Origin of the sequence: Pseudomonas versuta (genome assembly GCF_001294575.1) — a bacterium.
GTDB lineage: Bacteria > Pseudomonadota > Gammaproteobacteria > Pseudomonadales > Pseudomonadaceae > Aquipseudomonas > Aquipseudomonas versuta.
In genome coordinates, this window is record NZ_CP012676.1 from 1,685,631 (window position 1) to 1,704,342 (window position 18,712).

The following is an 18,712-nucleotide window of genomic DNA, read 5'->3' on the forward strand; positions in this document are numbered from 1 at the left end:
ACTCTTGCGGGTCGTGTTGAAAAATCCGGTTTTTGACTCGTTGCTGGCACCCATGAGAATGCTTTGTTTATCCGGACTATTTCTTGTGTCGACTCCCGCTGTGGCGTCCTGACCCTGGCTGGACGACAGGGCGTTCATGCAACGCAAACCTGCCCGCCAAGTGTTCAACTCCTGTGATCTACCCGCCAAATGTCCGCCGTAATCAGGCACCGCTGTAAACTGCCTGACCCACAGGCGGTTTAATTTATCGGGCTCCAGGGTGCCGCATGCGCTTACATCCCGTTCAGCCAGGCGGCACCGGGAACTGGTTTTTGCTCTTTCGATATCCTGTTAGTGAAGGCACAATGCGCATCCTTTTTTGGCTGGCCTTGCTGGAGGCGCCTCGAAATGATCAAAACGCCGTACTACCTGATTGATAAACAGAAACTGCTGGCGAACATGCAAAAGATTGCCTATGTGCGCGAACAGTCCGGGGCCAAGGCTCTGCTGGCTCTCAAGTGCTTCGCCACCTGGTCGGTATTCGACCTGATGCAGCAATACATGGACGGCACCACTTCGTCGTCGCTGTACGAGTTGAAGCTGGGCCGCCAAAAGTTCGAAGGTGAGACTCACGCCTACAGCGTCGCCTGGGCCGACGATGAAATCGAAGAGATGCTCGCCAACTGCGACAAGATCATCTTCAACTCCATCGGCCAGCTGCAGCGTTTTGCCGAGCGCTCCGAAGGCAAGATCCGTGGTCTGCGGGTTAACCCGCAAGTCAGCAGCTCCGACTACCTGCTGGCCGACCCGGCGCGTCCGTTCAGCCGTCTGGGTGAATGGGACCCGGTGAAGATCGAAGGCGTCATCGATCAGATTTCCGGTTTCATGTTCCACAACAATTGCGAGAACGGTGACTTTGGCCTGTTCGACCAGATGCTGTGCACCATCGAAGAACGCTTCGGTGAGCTGCTGCACAAAGTCCAATGGGTCAGCCTGGGCGGCGGCATCCACTTTACCGGTGAAGGCTATGCACTGGACGCGTTCTGCGCCCGCCTCAAAGCGTTCTCCCAAAAGTACGGCGTGCAGGTCTACCTGGAGCCGGGCGAAGCGGCGATCACCAACAGCGCCTCGCTGGAAGTCACCGTGCTCGACACGCTCTACAACGGCAAGCACCTGGCCGTGGTAGACAGCTCTATCGAAGCTCACCTGCTGGACCTGCTGATCTATCGCCTCAACGCCAAGCTGGCACCGAGCGACGGTGAACACACCTACATGGTGTGCGGTAAGTCCTGCCTGGCCGGGGACATTTTTGGCGAATACCAATTTGATCGTCCGTTGACCATCGGCGATCGGCTGTCGTTCATCGACACAGCGGGCTACACCATGGTCAAGAAAAACTGGTTCAACGGCCTGAAAATGCCGTCCATCGTAGTGAAACAACTCGACGGTACAGTCGAAGTGGTTCGTGAATTTGGTTACGAAGACTACCTGTCCAGCCTTTCATAAGCTGGCGGATAAAGGAGAGATAAAGCAATTGAAAAAGAACGTTCTTATCATTGGTGCAGGAGGTGTCGCCAAGGTGGTGGCCCACAAATGCGCGCAGCACAACGACGAACTCGGTCGTATTGCTATCGCGTCGCGCAACATCTCCAAATGCCAGGCCATCATCGATAGCGTCAAGGCCAAGGGCAGCCTCAAACTGCCTGCCGAAATCAAGGCTTACACGCTAAACGCCCTGGACGTGGAAGCGACCAAGGCCCTTATCCAGGAAACCGAATCGCAGATCGTGATCAACGTTGGTTCCTCGTTCCTCAACATGTCGGTGCTGCGTGCCTGCATCGATACCGGCGTGGCCTACCTGGACACCGCCATCCACGAAGAGCCGGGCAAAGTCTGCGAGACGCCGCCCTGGTATGGCAACTACGAGTGGAACCACCTCGAGGAATGCAAAGAGAAGAACATCACCGCCATCCTCGGTGTAGGTTTCGATCCGGGCGTAGTCAACGCCTATGCTGCGCTGGCCAAGCAAAAGTATTTCGACAGCATTGATTCGATCGATATTCTCGACGTCAATGCCGGTTCACATGGCAAGTATTTCGCTACCAATTTCGACCCTGAAATCAACTTCCGTGAATTTACCGGACAGGTCTGGAGTTGGCAGAACAGCCAGTGGACGAGCAACACCATGTTCGAAGTCAAGCGCACTGACGACCTGCCGGTCGTAGGTGAGCAGAACCTGTACCTGACCGGCCACGATGAAGTGCATTCGCTGTCGAAGAATCTGGACGTGCCTAACGTGCGGTTCTGGATGAGCTTTGGCGAACACTACATCAACGTGTTTACCGTGCTGAGAAACCTCGGCCTGCTCTCCGAGCAGCCGGTCAGGACCGCCGAGGGCCTGGAAGTGGTGCCGTTGAAAGTGGTCAAGGCCGTCCTGCCGGATCCGAGCTCGCTGGCTCCCGGTTATACCGGCAAGACCTGCATCGGCGATCTGGTCAAGGGCACCAAGGATGGACAGCCACGCGAGGTGTTCATCTACAACGTCGCCGACCATGAAGAAGCCTACGCAGAAACCGACAGCCAGGGCATCTCCTATACCGCTGGCGTGCCGCCTGTAGCGGCAGCACTTCTGGTCGCCCGTGGCGAATGGGACGTGCAGCGCATGGTCAACGTCGAAGAGCTACCGGCCGAGCCGTTCCTCAACGCGCTGGATGTGATGGGTCTGCCGACCCGCATCAAGGACGAGAATGGCGATCGTCCATGGAACCGCAACGCCTGAGTCGCCTGAATAACAGGTGAGCCTCAGACCCGGGTTCCACGATACGCAAAACGCCGCTTATTAAGCGGCGTTTTGATTGAAGCCGATTGTTAAATGTATGCAGCCTTGAGTTTTGCCCCCCCTGAGCAGTGATCTTCTGTCCTGCTACCGCCAACCTCCCCCCAGTACTGCAGCAGGCGCTGTCCTGCGTGGCCTGATGCGGCGCTGTAAAGTGAACCAAAAGCGTATTACAGGTTTACATTACAGTGGTTAACCCGCTTTCTCAGGATGTGCATATGTCCACTTCTCGTAAACTGATTTCAGCTTTCACCTGCCTTGCATTGGCTTGCAGCTGCGCTGGCGCATTGGCCGACCCCGGTAACGGTAACGGGGGCGGGCAGGGCGGCCCGCCAAATAGCCAGGGGCATGGCAACCAGGACAACCCTGGCCACCCGGACGACCACGGCAAGCAGGGCGGGCCAAGTGGGCATGACGCCAACGACGGGCATCCGGGAAAGGGCGACCGGGGCCATGGCCCGAGCGTCAATTATGAAAGTGCCCGGGGCATTATCGGTGGTCATCGGGACTACTGGCGCCCGGGTCCGGCCTTGCCACCCGGCATTCAAAAAAACCTGGCGCGAGGCAAGCCTCTGCCGCCCGGCATCGGCCAAAGGCTTGATTCCCGGCTGGAGGGTCGCCTGCCGCGTTATGAGGGCTACGAATGGCGCCAGGCAGGCACGGAGCTGGTGCTGGTGTCGCTTGCATCCGGGCTCATCTATGAAATTGTCAATGGCGCGTTCAATTGAAACAACGGGCCATCCCCGCCGCAGTAGTCATGCACCGGGAGCGCAGGAGCCGGTGCATGACCTGTTCAAAGGTGTACATCACAAACCCCGGCTATAGTGAAACTCCACTCCTTGAATTATCGAGAGCCTTATGAAACGGTCAGTTTTATTTGTTCTGGCGGGCCTGGTCGCAACTCCGATTTTTGCAGCCGAAGATTTGTGCGCCATCAATCTGCAGAAATTATCCGATTACAAAGCCACAGCCAGCACGCTGGGGCAGCCACTGCTCGGGCAGATACGTGATGCGCGAGTTGAGGCACAAAAAGCACAGGCTGAAGGTGATACGCAGAAGTGCATCAGCCTCACCAATAAAGCACTGCAGGATGTTGTGAACTCGCAAAAAGGTCAGTAGCCGAAGAGGCGGGCCCGCAGTGAACCCTCAGTGAAGCGTGCGGCGATTTTCGCCAATCCGGATCCTGTCCAGAGCCCGATTTAAAGCGTCCAGGGCATCAAGCAGGGCTTTGGCCTCGGCTTCTCTGCCATCCCCCCAAAGGCGCTCAGCCATTTTGTTGAGCGCCTGTATCGATCTTTCTATATCGGCAGCGGTTACTGTCTTGGCGGGCGGCTTGTTTGGCATGGGTGATTCCTGCTGGTGCTGCCCCTAACGTCATGGCCGCTGAATATCGGCTGTGCTGCGGTTTGCTTCGGGGCGACTATCGAGGGGGCTTACTGCTTGCTGCGCAGGCGTTTGAAAAGCTTCACCAGATACCAGGGGGTGGCAAGGATCAACACCAGAATGGCTGCGAGCGGCAGAGACTCGAGCCAGAGGGATGCCATAAGCCTGGACTGGATCAGCCATCCCTCAGCGCTATTGGGATCGGTCTGGGCATACGCCGAAAGCAGTGAAATCACGCACGTGATCAGCGCCAGCCAAATGGCGGTACGAACCTGCTCTCTATTCATGTTTTTTCGATTCCCTTGGAGGCTGAGTAAAGCGCGCGATGCTATCAACATCGATACCGAGCCGGACAGAAGAATATTGTCATGCACCCGGATGCCAAAGTCGTCCACCATTGAGGAAACGCCGTTTGTGGACATAGCCTTTGCGGCCCGGATTTCACGAGCATACGCCCCCCTGTAGGAGCGAGCTTGCTCGCGAGCTTTTCAACGCGCAGAGCACGGCTCGCGAGCAGGGGGGCGGGTATCTTGGGTATCAGTTGTCAGAAACCTCGCCAGCCGGCAGGGCTTCCTTGCTGCGCCAGTGCGGCAGCGAGTTCCAGTAACGCTCGCCCTTGGCGTCGTCGTACATGCCTTCCCAACGCGAAATCACCAGTACCGCCAGGGCGTTACCAATCACGTTCAGGGCGGTACGCGCCATGTCCATCACACGGTCAACACCGGCGATAAAGGCCAGGCCTTCAAGCGGAATACCCACGCTGCCCAGGGTTGCCAGCAGCACTACGAAGGACACGCCCGGTACGCCGGCGATGCCTTTGGAGGTGACCATCAAGGTCAGTACCAACAGCAATTGCTGGCTGATCGACAGGTCGATGCCATACAGCTGCGCGATAAAAATCGCCGCGATACTTTGATACAGGGTCGAACCGTCAAGGTTGAACGAGTAGCCGGTCGGTACCACGAAGCTGCAGATAGCCTTCGGTGCGCCGTAGGCTTCCATCTTCTCGATCACCCGCGGCAGCACGGTTTCAGAGCTGGCAGTGGAGTAAGCCAGAACCAGCTCGTCCTTGAAGATGCGCATCAGCTTGATCACCGAGAACCCGAACAGACGAGCAATCAGGCCCAGCACCACGAAGGCGAAGAAGGCAATGGCGAAGTAAACCAGAAGCACCAGCTTGGCCAGCGGCACCAGCGACGCAAAACCGAAGTTGGCAACGGTCACGGCGATCAGCGCAAACACACCGATTGGCGCGTAGTTCATGATCATGTGCGTGACTTTGAACATCGACTCGGACACGCCCTGGAAGGTTTTCACCAACGGGTCACGCAGCTCGGCGTTCAGGCTCGACAGGCCGAGGCCGAAGAGTACCGAGAAGAAGATGATCGGCAGCATCTCACCGCGAGCCATGGCAGCGAAGATGTTCGACGGAATCAGATTGAGGATGGTTTGAATGAAGGCGTGCTCATGGGTCACTTCAGCGGCAGTGGCCTGATACTTGGAAATATCGACCGTGCCCAGTGTACTCATGTCGATGCCGGTGCCCGGCTGGAACACGTTGGCCAGCACCAGGCCGACCAGAATCGCGATGGTGGTCACCACCTCGAAGTAAAGGATGGTTTTAAGACCGATACGCCCAAGCTTCTTCGCATCACCGACGCCTGCAATCCCGACAACCAGCGAGGAAATCACGATCGGGATCACGATCATCTTGATCAGACGGATAAAGATATCACCGGCAGGTTGCAGAACGTTGCTGATCCACCAGGCCTTTTCGGCACTGAAATGGTTAAGCAGGGCGCCGATTGCAATCCCCAGTACCAGACCGATGAGGATTTGCCAGGCGAGGCTAAGTTTTGCCTTCTTCATATTATTTTTCTTTTACCTTTACTTCAGTTTTACGTAGGTGGGTGCCCGAGCCGGAACGCTCTTTGGCGCAAAAATCTGAGTATGTGCCCCCGGACAGGGTCGCCTGCAGCTCTCTGGCAGGTGCCCAGGGCGGCGCGACTATTCCAATGCGCGAGGGCGCCGTCTAATGCTGTAAATGCCTACCCCATGCTGAAACTGCATGGGATTTGTCCAGCAATACCTCTGCCGGCAACGGTTCGAATACGCCATTTCGGGGGGCATAAGTGCCGGAATCCGGCCATCGCAGATCAGGGTGAAGCGTTTTCTGGTTGGCCAAATCAAGGGCTAAAGCCAAGGCCGATGAGCCCTGCACAAAGGCCTTTATGTTAGTTTTTGGCGGTATTGCCGCTGCCCGATCCGGTATTTGCAGATGCTGAAGCCATCAGCAGGGTTGCCGATGACATGTTCGACCATGGCCTGAACACCGCAAAGCTGGCGAGCGCCAGCAACAATACGCTGCTGGCGCCATACACCAGTACCCAGCCGAAACCCTGGTTCAGGGCCGCGTGAAAGATAGCGGCTGGCACTTCGATCTTGCCGGCCGCCAGGGTTTGCGCTGCGGCCTGTAATGCCAGCGGGTCAGGCGTACCAGGTAAGGTCTGGCGCAGGCTGGCAGCAATCCCTTCCACCAGTATCCAGCCCATTACGGCGATGTTGATCGCAAGCGATATCATCCGCGCGCTCATGTCCATGCCGGATGCCATGCCTGTCCTGGCCGGGGGCACGGACCCGGTACTGAGATTGGTCACCGGGGTATTAGTCAGGCCAAGCCCGGTACCCGCCAGCAAGCAACCGGCGGTCATGCACGCCAGCAGCCACTGCGGGTTCGCGACACCTGTAGCCATCACTATCAGCCCTGCACCTATGGCCAGCATTCCGGCGGGAATCATCACCCCCGGGTGGAGGGTGAGCATCAGTCGCTCAGCCAGCGGTGGAATCAACAAGGTCGGGAGGGTGTAAGCCAGTAGCAGCAATCCACCCTCGAGCCCGCTAAGCCCCATGCCTGTCTGGACGTAGATGGGCAGATAAATCATTAACGGCCAAAAGCTGAAATTCATGCCCATGGATCCCAGCAGTGCCCCAGAGAATTGCCGGATCCGGAATACCGAAAAGTCGATCACCGGTTGCGGGTTGAGCTTTTGTGAAATCAGAAAAACCATGAAGGTCAACAGCGTGGCCAGTGCTGCCCAGCAGACCGTCGCTCTCGACATATCGGGCTGGGGGCCTTGAATAATCAGGTAGGTCAAGCCAAAAACGCTCAACGCCAACAGCACGATACCGAGGCTATCAAGCTTGCCTGCGGGAGCATCCCGTGACGACTGCACACCTGCCCGGCCGAGGGCTGCGGTCAGCAGTGCCAACGGCACATGCACCAGAAACACCCATTGCCAGCTCGACAGGGCAACGATCCCCGCGCCGATCACAGGCCCCAATCCCAGCCCTGCGCCAAACACCACACCCCACCAGGCAAAGGCTTTGCTGCGGCTGACGGGATCGGCGAACTGTCGGGACAGAATGGAAATCTGGCAAATCAACATCGCGCCCCCGCAGGCTCCTTGCAAAGCCCTGGCGACAATCAGCAGTGGCGCGCTGTCGGCAAGCCCGCAGGCCAGCGAGGTCAGACCGAACAGCGTCACGCTGGTTAAAAACAGGGTTTTGCGACCGTAGCGGTCGAGCCAGGCGCCGACCGCCATCAACACCGTGGTACAGGCCAGGGTGTAGGCATTCATGACCCATTGCAGGTCGCTGAAACGGGCTCCGAGCTGGGTGTCCAGGGTTGGCAGGATCACCGGCACGCTGGATATTTCCAGGCCGAACATCATCGCCGCCAGGCATACCGCCGCCAACGTTACTGGCGCTCTCATCGATTCCTTCATGCTGCATGACTTCCATGGGTTCAAGTTCAGGCAGCGATGATCAGGGGAGGGCGCACGGGTGGAAATCGGCATAAAGGCCATGTATCGTCAATTTCATGCCAAAACTCATTGATGACACTCTTGCCCCCTTTAACGCCATGCTGGTGGTACTGGCTTACGATCAGCTGTGCACTTTCGAGTTCGGCACCGCCATCGAGGCATTCGGGCGCGATGATCCGCAGCGCAAGGCACCGCTCTACGATCTGCGGGTTGCTGCTGTGGAGCCGGGACCGCTGAGGGCCTTCGGGGGTGTGCAGATCGTTGTGCAAGGAGGGCTTGAGTTACTGGCGCAGGCCGGCACCATTGTCATCCCGGGCTGGCGCGACCTTGCACCGGACGTGCCCGCAGAACTGCTTGAGCAATTGAGGGCGGCCAGTGCCCGGGGCTGCCGGATTGTCACGATTTGTGCCGGCACCTTTGTACTTGCAGCCACCGGCTTGCTGGCGGGCAAGCGTGCCACTACCCACTGGCATCATCACCTGGCCCTGGCCCGTGCCTACCCGGATATCCAGGTTGAGCCCTCGGTGCTTTACGTCGATGAGGGCGACATCCTGACGTCCGCGGGCAGCTCCTCCGGGATCGATGCCTGCCTGCATTTGATCCGCCGCGACTTTGGCCCTGACGCTGCGAACCGCGCCGCCCGGCGCATGGTGACGCCTCCGCACCGGTTGGGGTGTCAGGCGCAATACATTGAGCAACCCGTCAGCGTCAAACCCGGCAGCAGCCTGGCGCCCCTGCTGGATCAGTTGCGGGCGCACCCGAACAGCGAAATTGATATTGCGCATTTAGCCCGCATCGTCAACATGAGCCGCCGCACCTTCCTGCGCCGCTTTCACGATGCCACCGGCACCACTCCCGGCGACTGGTTGCTTGGGGTCCGGCTAGAGCGTGCCAAGGTCTTGCTGGAGACCAGCGTATTGTCCATACCGCGGATTGCCGAACAATGCGGGCTGGGTTCGGCAGAGAACTTGCGCCACCACTTTCGCAACAAACTGGGGAGCAGTCCTACCTGTTATCGCAAACAGTTCGGGCGGGCAGTGCCGGCTGATTGAATAGAGCGCGCCAAGGCGGTTCACCTCGACAGGTCATTAAACGGGATCTACATGGACGAGCAAGAGGTTTGCAGCAACAGCCACTGGGCAGTGACTCATCGGCGAGATGCCCGTTACGACGGCTACTTGATCATGTCATCGGTACAGGTCGCATCCGACCTCAGCGATTTAAGCGACCAGGCGCTGTCATCCCTGGGGCTAATGATGAAAACCCTGGAGTGCCTGCTGGTAAAGGCGTATTCGCCCTACAAGGTGGTGTTTTACAAATTGGGTTTCTCCCCGGGTTTCAACGTACATTTTCATGTTGCTCCCGTCTCCCGGGCCTTGCTGTCAGAGATAGCAGAACACCCCGCATACCCCGACGAGCCTGACGGAAATGACGTCATCCTTTATCTGAGTCGGCACTATTGCGAAAGACCTCTGCGCGCAGAGGAAACCGCAAAACAGCGCTCGGCGGTTCGTCTGCTGCGCACTTTTGTGTGAACAAATACCCATCAGTGGAGGGTTGCAGTCCGGTGCCTTGTCGTTTCTTCAACTGTGTTGCTATGTGGTTTGTTCTCTCATATCGGGCATAAAATTTGTATTTATTGACCGGTATCGACTGAGGCGTGCAGGTTCGGCCATGTAGTTCGATCGCAGAATTGTGCGTTACGCCAGTGCCGCTTCAATCTGCAGTCCCGATGAAACAAGGCTTATAGCCTTAAAAGTGTGCAAAGGTAACGACTGCCTGCTGCGTTGTGTAGCCTCGTAACGCTTCTTTGACCTATTGACTGATTCCACATAATTGTTGGCGTCGCTGGGTTTTGACTGAGTGACACTCCGGTCTGGCGATCTGCTAAGCATGCTGTTAGCGCTCAAAAATCTCCTCTTGGACCCTCTGCACGCAGTAACCATTGGCTATTGAGAGAGACTTGATTGCGGCCCCGGCATCACGGCATTCCAGGGGCGTTCGTTTGGCGAGTGAATAGTGGCTGCCAATCGGTCATTCCAACCCCGAATCGGTCAATGGCATATGCAATGCAGTCTTGCAGGCATTACAGATGCTGCCACTTCACCAGACAGGCTTGATCATGACGAAACCATTCCCGAATCAGACCGATGCCTACGACGTTGTCGTTATTGGCGGCGGCGTTGTGGGATGCGCGATGGTACGGCGCTTTACCCTCGAAGGCGCGCGGGTGCTCCTTCTGGAGAAAAGCCCTGACATCCTTTCCGGCGCCAGCAAAGGCAACAGCGCCATTTTGCATACCGGCTTCGATGCGCCGACCGCAAGTCTCGAACTGCAGTGCATGAAAGACGGCTACCGGGAATACCTGGATATTCGCTCGAAAATGTCGCTGCCCCTGCTGGAAACCGGGGCAATGGTCGTGGCCTGGAATGAGGCTGACCTGCACAAGCTGCAGGGGATTGTTCAGCAGGCCCATGACAACGGTGTCGCGGACGTCTCGTTGATCGATCGCCAACAGGTGCACGCCCTGGAACCGTACCTGGCACTGAACGCACTGGGGGCGGCCAGGGTCCCGGGTGAATTTTTGATTGATCCGTGGTCGGCCCCGTTGGGCTATCTGCTGCAGGCGCTGATGCACGGCGCTGAAGTGAAATTCAATACACAAGTCGACGGCGGCCGGTTTGATGGTCAGATCTGGTCTCTGGAGACCACTGCCGGGATGATCCGTGGCAAGACCATCATCAACTGCGCCGGTTTGTTCGGCGATGTGCTGGAGCAAAAGCTGCTGGGCCAGTCAAGCTTCTCGATCCATCCGCGCAAGGGCCAATTTGTGGTGTTCGACAAGGCAGCAGCCCGCTACCTGACGAACATCATCTTGCCGGTTCCGAATGAACGAACCAAAGGCATCGTCCTGACCCGCACGGTCTACGGCAATCTGCTGGTCGGGCCTACGGCCGAAGAACAGCAAGACCGGATTCATGCAGGGCTGGACAGCGAGGTGCTGCAACAGTTGGTGGATGCTGCGGTTGAGCGTATTCCGCAACTCGAGGGCATGCCTGTCACGGCAACCTACGCCGCGCTGCGACCTGCAAGTGACAAGAAAGAGTATCGGGTGGGCCGGGTCGAAGGTAAAAACTGGATGACCGTCGGCGGCATTCGCTCAACGGGGCTGACCGCTGCGCTGGGGATCGCAAAGCACGTGTTCAGCCTTTACCAGGAACACCATGTGCCGCTCCCTGCTACCAGCCTGCAATGGCCGGCGCTGCCTAACCTTGCCGAACATTTGCCGCGGGATTATCAGCGCCCCGGCTACGGGGAAATCATTTGCCACTGTGAAATGGTCACCCTCAGAGAAATCGAGAATGCTCTGGCCAGTGCACTTCCACCCGGCGATCTGGGGGGGCTGAAGCGCCGCACCCGTGCCTGCATGGGGCGCTGTCAGGGTTTTTATTGTGGGGCCCGGGTAGCTGAGCTAAGCGCCGGCCATCTGGCCATTCCCCTCGCTACAGGTGTTTGTCATGAATCCCATTGAAATCCAGTACGTTGATGTCGCCATTGTCGGTGGTGGCCCGTCGGGCCTTTCGGCTGCGATAGAGCTGCGCAGGCTTGGCGTATCCAGAGTGGTGGTGATTGAGCGCGAGCCGCAAGCGGGCGGCATACCGCGCCATTGCGGGCATCCGCCTTTTGGCTTGCGCGAATACGCAAGGGTTTATACCGGTCCCGATTACGCCCGGCGCAACGTGGATGAGGCGTTAAAGGCCGGCGTGGATATTCGGCTTCAACACTCGGTAACCCGGCTGGGGGACGATGGCCTTCTGGAGGTTGCAACGCCCGACAAGGCAATCATTATCCAGGCCGGTCGCGTGCTGATTGCCACAGGCGCAAGGGAAACCCCGCGTTCTGCCCGCCTGGTAGGGGGCGATCGCCCGCTCGGGGTCATCAATACCGGGGCCTTGCATTCCTATCTCTACCTTGAACACCTCAAGCCTTTCGAGCGGCCATTGATTGTGGGGACCGAGCTGGTCAGTCTGTCTGCGGTGCTGAGCTGCCGTCGTGCCGCAATCAAGCCCGTGGCGATGATCGAGAGCAATGCTAGGGCCACGGCCCGCTGGCCGTTGTCCCTGTTCCCCAGGCTGTGCGGGGTACCCATGTACTTCGGTGCGCAGTTGCTGGAGATCCACGGCACCGGCCGGGTAGAGGGCGCAAGCGTGCGGCTGGCCAATGGCAGTGTCAGGCAACTGGACTGTGACGGGGTGTTGCTTACCGGGTGTTTTATCCCTGAGTCCAGCCTGGTGCGAATGAGCAATCTGAAGCTGGATCTCAAGAGTGGCGGGCCGGAAATTGACCAGTACGGTCGCTGTTCCGATCCGGTGTACTTCGCTGCGGGCAACCTGTTGCGGCCTGTCGAAACCGCAGGCTGGTCGTTCCGTGAGGGCCGTAAAATAGCCGCCATGATGGTCAAGGACATGCACGGCCAGCTTCCGGATGCAGAGCATGGGGTGCCAATCATCTGCAAGGGCGGGTTGAAACTGTGTGTGCCACAACGCTTGAACCTCTCTTCAGTAGCCGGTATGACGCACCTGCAAATGAGGGTGGGCAAGGCAGTCAAAGGGCGTCTGGTGGTGCGCGCGGATGGCAAGGAACTTTGGTCGCGTGCCGGCTCCTGCCTGCCGGAGCGCCGGCTGCTGGTGCCGATTGCAAGTTTGAATGTGCCAAAGGGCGTGCAGCAACTCGAAGTCGACTTTGTCGGCCAATAACAACCCATACGGCGAGGAGACTTTAAATGCGTATTGCCGCTCTCGATCAAGGCACCACCAGCACCCGGGTGCTGGTGGTGACCGAAAATGGCTCGGCCGACATCCAGCTGTCGCTCCGTCACCAGCAGCACCATCCACAGCCGGGCTGGGTAGAGCACGATCCGCTTGAGTTGCTGAGCAACATTGAGCGGTGCCTGGAAGCCACGGGCCAGGTGGACGCCATCGGGATCGCCAATCAGGGGGAGAGTTGTCTGGCGTGGGATGCCAGGACCGGAGAGCCTTTATCTGCGGTCATCGTCTGGCAGGATAATCGTACCTCTGCACAGATCGCCAGGCTGCGCAGTGACGGCGGCGAGACATTGACCCTGGAGCGGGCCGGGCTGCCGCTGGACCCTTATTTTTCGGCCAGCAAACTCGCCTGGATAGTACAAAACCTGCCCGCCGCCCAGAACGCCCTGAAAGCGGGCCGGTTGCGTCTGGGTACCACGGATGCCTACTTTCTGGATCGCCTCACCGGTGTCTTTGCCACCGATGTCACCACCGCATCGCGAACCTCGCTGATGAATCTGTCTACCGGGCAATGGGACAGCGAGCTGTGCGAATTATTTGGCGTGCCCATTGAGACGCTGCCTGAAATCCGCGATACCGTCGGCCACTTTGGCGAGATTGGGGTGACCCCGGTAACGGCATCCATTGTCGATCAGCAGGCCTCTCTCTATGGTCACGGTTGCCGTGAAGAAGGCGATGCAAAGATTACCTTCGGTACCGGTGCATTCGCGCTGACCCTGACCGGCGAGCAAATTATCAGGGCTCCGGAAAAGGGACTTTTGGCAACCATCGCCTGGCAGATAAACGGCAAGCCGACCTATGCCATGGATGGCGGCGTTTATGATGCGAGCGCGGCGGTCGAATGGGCAGGGCGGCTCGGCTTGTTCTCGGACTTTTCGCAGCTTGCGGCTTTTGATCAGCCGCCAGCCATTTCCCGGCAGCTGGCATTTGTGCCTGCGTTGTCCGGGCTCGGCTGCCCGCACTGGGATCGAAGTGCAGCAGCGCTCTGGGTCGGCATGAATGGCGGTACGACACGCGAGGACATGTGCCAGGCATTGCTTGAAGGCGTTGCGTTGCGCAGTGTTGAAGTGATCACGTCCATGGATGATTTCTTGAATGTGACCGATCATTTATCCATCGACGGCGGGCTGGCGCGCAGCCCCTATTTTGCCCAGTTTCTCGCGGATACCTTGCAACGCAGCATTGTCACCCAGCGTTTTGACGAACTGACTGCCTTCGGTTGTGCCGCTCTGGCCGCTAAAGGCATAGGTGTCGAACTCAAAGCCCCGCGCAACACCAGTACCACGTTCCGACCCAAAGCCAGCGCCGGGGAGGCGCTGCAATGGCGAGCTACCTTCGCCGATGCCGTGAAGCGCTGCACCCACTGGCGTTAGATGCCGGGCAACCGGATTCAGCGAGGGGCAGACAACCGCGTTCGCCCCTCGATCATTCATGGCCAGTCGGGTTTGTTCAGGGCGGGGGCCTCATGCACCTCAACCCGGGCGTCGGCCAATGCTTTGGCAAGTTCACCCATGGGTTTTCGATCGATCACAAGCCGGTCAATCCGCTCCAGCGGGAACACCTGGAACAGCGCTCTTTTGCCCAGCTTCGAAGAGTCTGCAATGACGGTCAGGTAGCGTGTACGCGCAATCATCGCCCGGGTGATTTCCGCTTCCTCAATCGAAAAGTCAAAAGCCCCGTCCGTGCTCAGCGCACCAATCGTCACCACGGCATGTTCGGCGTTAAATCTGGCGATTTGCTCCATGGCCAGTGCGCCGGTGTTCTGCTCCGATTCGGGGCGATATTCCCCTCCGATCATAAATACTCGATTGCCGCTTGCGCCAATACTAGCCGCGATTTGCAGTGAGTTGGTAATCACCGTAATGCGATTGAGGCGCGCCAGGTCCCGGGCAAAAAACAAGGTGGTGGTGCCCGTGTCGATGAGGATGCTGTCGCCGGGTGCGTAGAGCCCTGCCGCATATTTGGCCACTGCCCGTTTTTCCTGGGAGAACTCGTTCATCCGTGTCTGAAACGCGTTTTCGTGTTCGCCGCAGGGTGGCAGCGATGCACCGCCATGGAATTTGGTGACTTGCCCATCCTCGGCCAGAGAGGTCAAATCCCTGCGAATGGTTTCCTGTGACGTGCTCAGGGTTCGTGCCAGTTCGTCGACCGAAATCCGCTCGCGCTGACGAAGCAGTTCAAGGATGTGTTGTCGTCTTTCGTTGGGGCGCATGTTCAATCCTCTCAGTGCTACGCGAATGCTCTTTGGCCGCGCATTGCTGTTACCCGGGCACACAAATGATGCCGGGGTAACGACGTCAGTGAATAGCTGCTCGCCATGGAAGACTTCAGCGTTTGGTATTCACCTTTGCCGCCACACATCGCTGGCCCATTGCTTTCAAGGGGTCGCTCAAGAGTACGGAATAAAAATGACCGATTCCAGTGGGTTTAACGATCAAAACCACATCAAAACAACAAATGGCATGCGAAGTGGTTACTAATACGGCGTGAGTGAAACCTTTGGGCGCAGATACACAGCGTGCAGACGATGAAGCACAAACAAAACAGGGTATTTGAGTCCTGGTCGCTTCGGTTGATCCCCGGTGGATTTTCGCGAACGATCCAGCAATCGGTTTATGAGCCTCAGCGCTCATTCGTTGGTGCGACCAGCTTTGGCTGCGCCCGTTCAAGCATTTGATTCAGCACAGGTGATGGCAATGGCGGAATTCGGGAATTACGTAATTTATCTGATCATGATAGGTGCCGTTGTCGGGGCTTTCGCCTCGGTGCTCAAGCCAGAGAGCGGCCTTGGTAAAGAGTTCGTGAACGGCATTCACTCGATCGGTCCTGTGTTTCTGGCGCAGGCAGGGATCATGGTGGCAATCCCGTACCTGTCGAAATTCATCGAAGTCGCTCTGGGGCCTTATTTCGGTGCAATGGGCTCGGATGTCTCGATTGCCGCGCTGTCCATCATTGCCGTGGACATGGGCGGGTACCAGTTGGCCGATGCTCTGGCGGCGAACCGCGACATGTGGATTACCGCAATGATTGTCGGCTACACCTCGGGCGCCACCATCGTTTATCTGATCCCGGTCGGCTTGATGATGCTTGACCGTAAAGACCACAAGTATCTGGCGTTGGGTGCGATGGCCGGTTTGATCAGCATCCCGTTTGCAGTGCTGGCATCGCTGATGATGATCACCGCATTCAATCTGCCGGTACGTGAAGTCGTGTCCACCACCGCCCCCGCACTGCACTACCTGACACTGGACTTCGTCGGCTGTCTCAAGTTGCTCGCGCCGCTGTTTGTGTTTTGTTTTTTGCTGGCTGGCGGGTTGCGCTACAAGGCCTCGCTGATGGTGTCCGGCTTTCTGATCTTCGGCAAATTGATGGATGCTTTCATCAAGATCGTATTGGCCCTGGCAATCGTGGAGCACTTCACCGGTTTCTTCATGAAGAATTTTGGCGTATGGGGCTTCGATCCGATGTTTGCTGATCAGAAGGAGCTGTTCCGCGCCATCGAAATTGCCGGTTATATCGGCATCATGCTCGCGGGCACATTTCCGATCTGCTACCTGTTTCAGCGCTACTGCAAAAAACCGATGGAAGTGCTGGGCAAGCATCTCGGGCTTTCGGCCAATGGTGCCGCGGCATTCATCATGGTGTTCGCCAATATCATTGCGGTGTATCACCTGTTCAAGAAGATGAATGCCAGGGACAAAGTCCTGTGTGTGGCGCTGGGTGTTTGCGCTCAGGCGACCATTGGCGATCACCTGGCATTCACCGCGAACTTCCAGCCGACGCTGATCATGCCGATTCTGCTGGGCAAACTTTTCGGCGGCCTGCTGGCGGTCGCGATCGCGATCCGTATCTCCGTGCCAGCCGCTCAACGTTATGAAGCCGAGGAGCAGGCACGGGCGCAAATTGCCGATCAGTTTGGTGTTGCGTCGATCCAGCCTGCCTGAAACCGGACATCCGTAGTCGGGGAGGGCACAGGCTCTCCCGTTATAACGAGGTAAACATGAGAAAGATTTTTCTGGCCTGCCCTTACAGCCATGCAGACGCATCGGTCACCCATAATCGTTTCATCGAGTGCAACAAGGTGGCAGCAAGGATCATTGAGTCGGGCAACGTGGTCTTCAGCCAGGTTTCAATGTCCCACCCGATCAACCTGGCATTTGCAGGCAAGGACAGCGCCACCATCGGCAAGCTGTGGGCGCCGGTGGATGCGGTGTTCATGGACATGATGGAGGAACTGATCGTTCTTGATCTCGTAGGTTGGGACCTGAGCTCGGGGATCAAGCGTGAAATCGAGTTCTACAAAAACCGTGGGCAGAAGGTAAGCCTGTGGTCGGAAGTGCAAAGCGAATTTAACTGACGCTCCTGCAAGCAGTCCGGGGCCCTGCAAGGGGCCCTTTTTTATGGGCACCAGTGTGCATTTACGGGCGGTCGGGTTTTTGCCGTGGCTGCGCTTGACACAGAGACTGATTAGACGATAAATATGAAGCGCTTCATAAAACGACTTGGTAAAAAATAAATCTAATAAATTGTTTCGTGTCAGTGCTTATTTTAATTGGCTATAGCCGAGTGGCATGCATCTGAAGCGATTCATTTAGTGTCGAGGCATCGGCACTGAACCAGGAGAGAATAATGAATAAAAAACACTGGGTTGCCTCTGTCTGCGCGCTCTTGACGGTCAGCGCATCGCTTGTAGCCCATGCCGATGTAAAGCTGGGCGCGCTGTATCCCTTCAGCGGTTCCCTGGCCCTACTCGGTGACGAGAGCTATCGCGGACTGGAAATCGCCATCGCAGAGCGCAATGCTTCAGGGGGCTTGAAGGGCGAACAGATCAAACTGCTCAAGGCGGACGCGGTAGATGCCGGTCAGGCCGTGGGGGCTGCGCGCAAGCTCACCTCGGTAGAAAATGTTACGGCAGTGTTCGGCAGTTATTCTTCAGCCCTGGCTTTTGCCGCGACCCAGGTCACCGAGCTGGCAGGTGTGCCTTATTTCGAGTTGGGCGCGGTGTCGGACAACATCACCGAGCGCGATCTTAAATACGTGATGCGCAGCAATCCCACCGCGCGCAATTTTGCTGAAGGCACCATCACGGCGATCACCGACGTTGCGGCTCCCGCACTGGATATCGACCCGCAAAAGCTAAAGGTCGCAATCATTCACGAAGATGCCCTGTATGGCACCACGATCGCGAACTTCCAGAAAAAAATTGCCCAGGAAAAAGGCTTGAATGTGGTTGAGGTGCTGCCCTATTCAGCCAAGGCGGTCGATCTGTCTTCCTTGATTCTGCGCCTCAAGGGCTCACAGGCCGATGTGGTTCTGCAAACCAGTTATCAGAATGATACGACCCTGTTTTTCCGTCAGATCCGCGAGGCCGGTTTCAAGCCCAAGGCCGTAATTGGCGCGGGTGGCGGCTATTCCATGCAGGACACGCTCAAGGTCGTGGGTGCAGAAAATATGGAAGGCATCCTGGACGTGGATTTCCCGCAGTTTCAAACCAACGAGGCAGGCGCGCCGGGGATTGCTGCATTCGCCCGGGTCTATAAAGAACGCTACGGCACGGACCCGCGTTCAGGGCACAGTCTGATGAATTACGTGGGGGCAAAGATCTTTCTCGACGCCATGGAAAGCAGCGAGTCTCTGGACGCAGATGCCATTCGGGCGTCGGTGTCCCGGGTCGACATTGCCGTGGGTAATACCGCCGCCGGGGTCGGTGCAAAGTTTGCCGATAACGGACAGAACGAGCGCGCCAGTACCGCCATCATGCAATGGCAGGACGGTGTGTTGAAAACGGTTTATCCAGAGTCTGCAGCTGTGGCCAATGTGCGGTTTATCGACCCCCAGTAATGCACTGACACTAGTAGTGTTGC

Annotated in this window: 17 protein-coding genes; 12 read left to right on the plus strand and 5 right to left on the minus strand. The window is 57.6% G+C overall.

All coding sequences use genetic code 11. The features are described from left to right. Positions 1-387 precede the first annotated feature (387 nt). The 4 genes from AOC04_RS07630 (at position 388) to AOC04_RS07645 (ending at position 3,934) form a co-directional block, all read left to right on the plus strand. Positions 388-1,485 carry a carboxynorspermidine decarboxylase gene (locus tag AOC04_RS07630; protein WP_060692075.1) on the plus strand — a complete coding sequence of 366 codons (1,098 nt, stop codon included), beginning with the start codon at positions 388-390 and terminating at the stop codon, positions 1,483-1,485. Positions 1,486-1,513: 28 nt separating this feature from the next. Continuing rightward, positions 1,514-2,758: a saccharopine dehydrogenase family protein gene (locus AOC04_RS07635; protein ID WP_060692077.1), complete on the plus strand. Its 1,245-nt coding sequence runs from the start codon at positions 1,514-1,516 to the stop codon at positions 2,756-2,758. 275 nt (positions 2,759-3,033) lie between these two features. Next, a complete protein-coding gene (locus AOC04_RS07640; protein ID WP_060692078.1) occupies positions 3,034-3,543 on the plus strand; it encodes an anti-virulence regulator CigR family protein in 510 nt (169 codons plus the stop codon). 130 nt (positions 3,544-3,673) lie between these two features. Next, positions 3,674-3,934, plus strand: a complete 261-nt coding sequence (locus AOC04_RS07645) for a hypothetical protein (protein WP_060692080.1) — start codon at positions 3,674-3,676, stop codon at positions 3,932-3,934. 27 nt (positions 3,935-3,961) lie between these two features. On the opposite strand, the gene AOC04_RS07650 is transcribed toward AOC04_RS07645, so the two are convergent. The 4 genes from AOC04_RS07650 to AOC04_RS07665 all read right to left on the minus strand — a co-directional run bounded on the left by AOC04_RS07650 (position 3,962) and on the right by AOC04_RS07665 (position 7,971). Further along, a complete protein-coding gene (locus AOC04_RS07650; protein WP_060692082.1) occupies positions 3,962-4,159 on the minus strand; it encodes a hypothetical protein in 198 nt (65 codons plus the stop codon). Between the two features lie 89 nt (positions 4,160-4,248). Further along, positions 4,249-4,620 carry a hypothetical protein gene (locus AOC04_RS24025; RefSeq protein WP_171970596.1) on the minus strand — a complete coding sequence of 124 codons (372 nt, stop codon included), beginning with the start codon at positions 4,618-4,620 and terminating at the stop codon, positions 4,249-4,251. Between the two features lie 115 nt (positions 4,621-4,735). Continuing rightward, a complete protein-coding gene (gene gltP, locus AOC04_RS07660; protein ID WP_060692083.1) occupies positions 4,736-6,067 on the minus strand; it encodes a glutamate/aspartate:proton symporter GltP in 1,332 nt (443 codons plus the stop codon). Positions 6,068-6,432: 365 nt separating this feature from the next. Then, positions 6,433-7,971 carry an MFS transporter gene (locus tag AOC04_RS07665; protein WP_237178897.1) on the minus strand — a complete coding sequence of 513 codons (1,539 nt, stop codon included), beginning with the start codon at positions 7,969-7,971 and terminating at the stop codon, positions 6,433-6,435. Positions 7,972-8,078: 107 nt separating this feature from the next. Here AOC04_RS07665 and ftrA point away from each other — a divergent pair, with 107 nt between their 5' ends. From ftrA to AOC04_RS07690, 5 genes are all read left to right on the plus strand, one after another. Continuing rightward, positions 8,079-9,074 (plus strand): transcriptional regulator FtrA, encoded by a 996-nt coding sequence (gene ftrA, locus AOC04_RS07670; protein ID WP_060692086.1) that lies wholly within the window; start codon positions 8,079-8,081, stop codon positions 9,072-9,074. A gap of 51 nt (positions 9,075-9,125) precedes the next feature. Beyond that, positions 9,126-9,557: a hypothetical protein gene (locus AOC04_RS07675; RefSeq protein WP_060692088.1), complete on the plus strand. Its 432-nt coding sequence runs from the start codon at positions 9,126-9,128 to the stop codon at positions 9,555-9,557. Between the two features lie 587 nt (positions 9,558-10,144). Beyond that, positions 10,145-11,554, plus strand: a complete 1,410-nt coding sequence (locus tag AOC04_RS07680; protein WP_060696902.1) for an NAD(P)/FAD-dependent oxidoreductase — start codon at positions 10,145-10,147, stop codon at positions 11,552-11,554. Beyond that, a complete protein-coding gene (locus AOC04_RS07685) occupies positions 11,541-12,779 on the plus strand; it encodes an NAD(P)/FAD-dependent oxidoreductase (protein WP_060692090.1) in 1,239 nt (412 codons plus the stop codon). Before AOC04_RS07680 ends, AOC04_RS07685 begins: the two co-directional genes overlap by 14 nt. Positions 12,780-12,805: 26 nt before the next feature. After that, positions 12,806-14,221: a glycerol kinase gene (locus AOC04_RS07690; protein WP_060692093.1), complete on the plus strand. Its 1,416-nt coding sequence runs from the start codon at positions 12,806-12,808 to the stop codon at positions 14,219-14,221. 56 nt (positions 14,222-14,277) lie between these two features. Here AOC04_RS07690 and AOC04_RS07695 read toward each other — a convergent pair whose 3' ends face one another. Then, complete coding sequence (locus AOC04_RS07695; RefSeq protein ID WP_060692094.1) at positions 14,278-15,060, minus strand: DeoR/GlpR family DNA-binding transcription regulator; 783 nt, start codon at positions 15,058-15,060, stop codon at positions 14,278-14,280. Between the two features lie 484 nt (positions 15,061-15,544). Here AOC04_RS07695 and eutH point away from each other — a divergent pair, with 484 nt between their 5' ends. The 3 genes from eutH to AOC04_RS07710 all read left to right on the plus strand — a co-directional run bounded on the left by eutH (position 15,545) and on the right by AOC04_RS07710 (position 18,689). Then, the gene (gene eutH / locus AOC04_RS07700) at positions 15,545-16,792 is read left to right on the plus strand and encodes an ethanolamine utilization protein EutH (protein WP_060692096.1); all 1,248 of its coding nucleotides are present in this window, start codon (positions 15,545-15,547) and stop codon (positions 16,790-16,792) included. 56 nt (positions 16,793-16,848) lie between these two features. Further along, on the plus strand, positions 16,849-17,205 hold the full coding sequence (locus AOC04_RS07705; RefSeq protein ID WP_060692098.1) for a DUF1937 family protein: 357 nt from the start codon (positions 16,849-16,851) through the stop codon (positions 17,203-17,205). Positions 17,206-17,477: 272 nt separating this feature from the next. Continuing rightward, positions 17,478-18,689: an ABC transporter substrate-binding protein gene (locus AOC04_RS07710; RefSeq protein ID WP_060692100.1), complete on the plus strand. Its 1,212-nt coding sequence runs from the start codon at positions 17,478-17,480 to the stop codon at positions 18,687-18,689. Positions 18,690-18,712 lie beyond the last annotated feature (23 nt).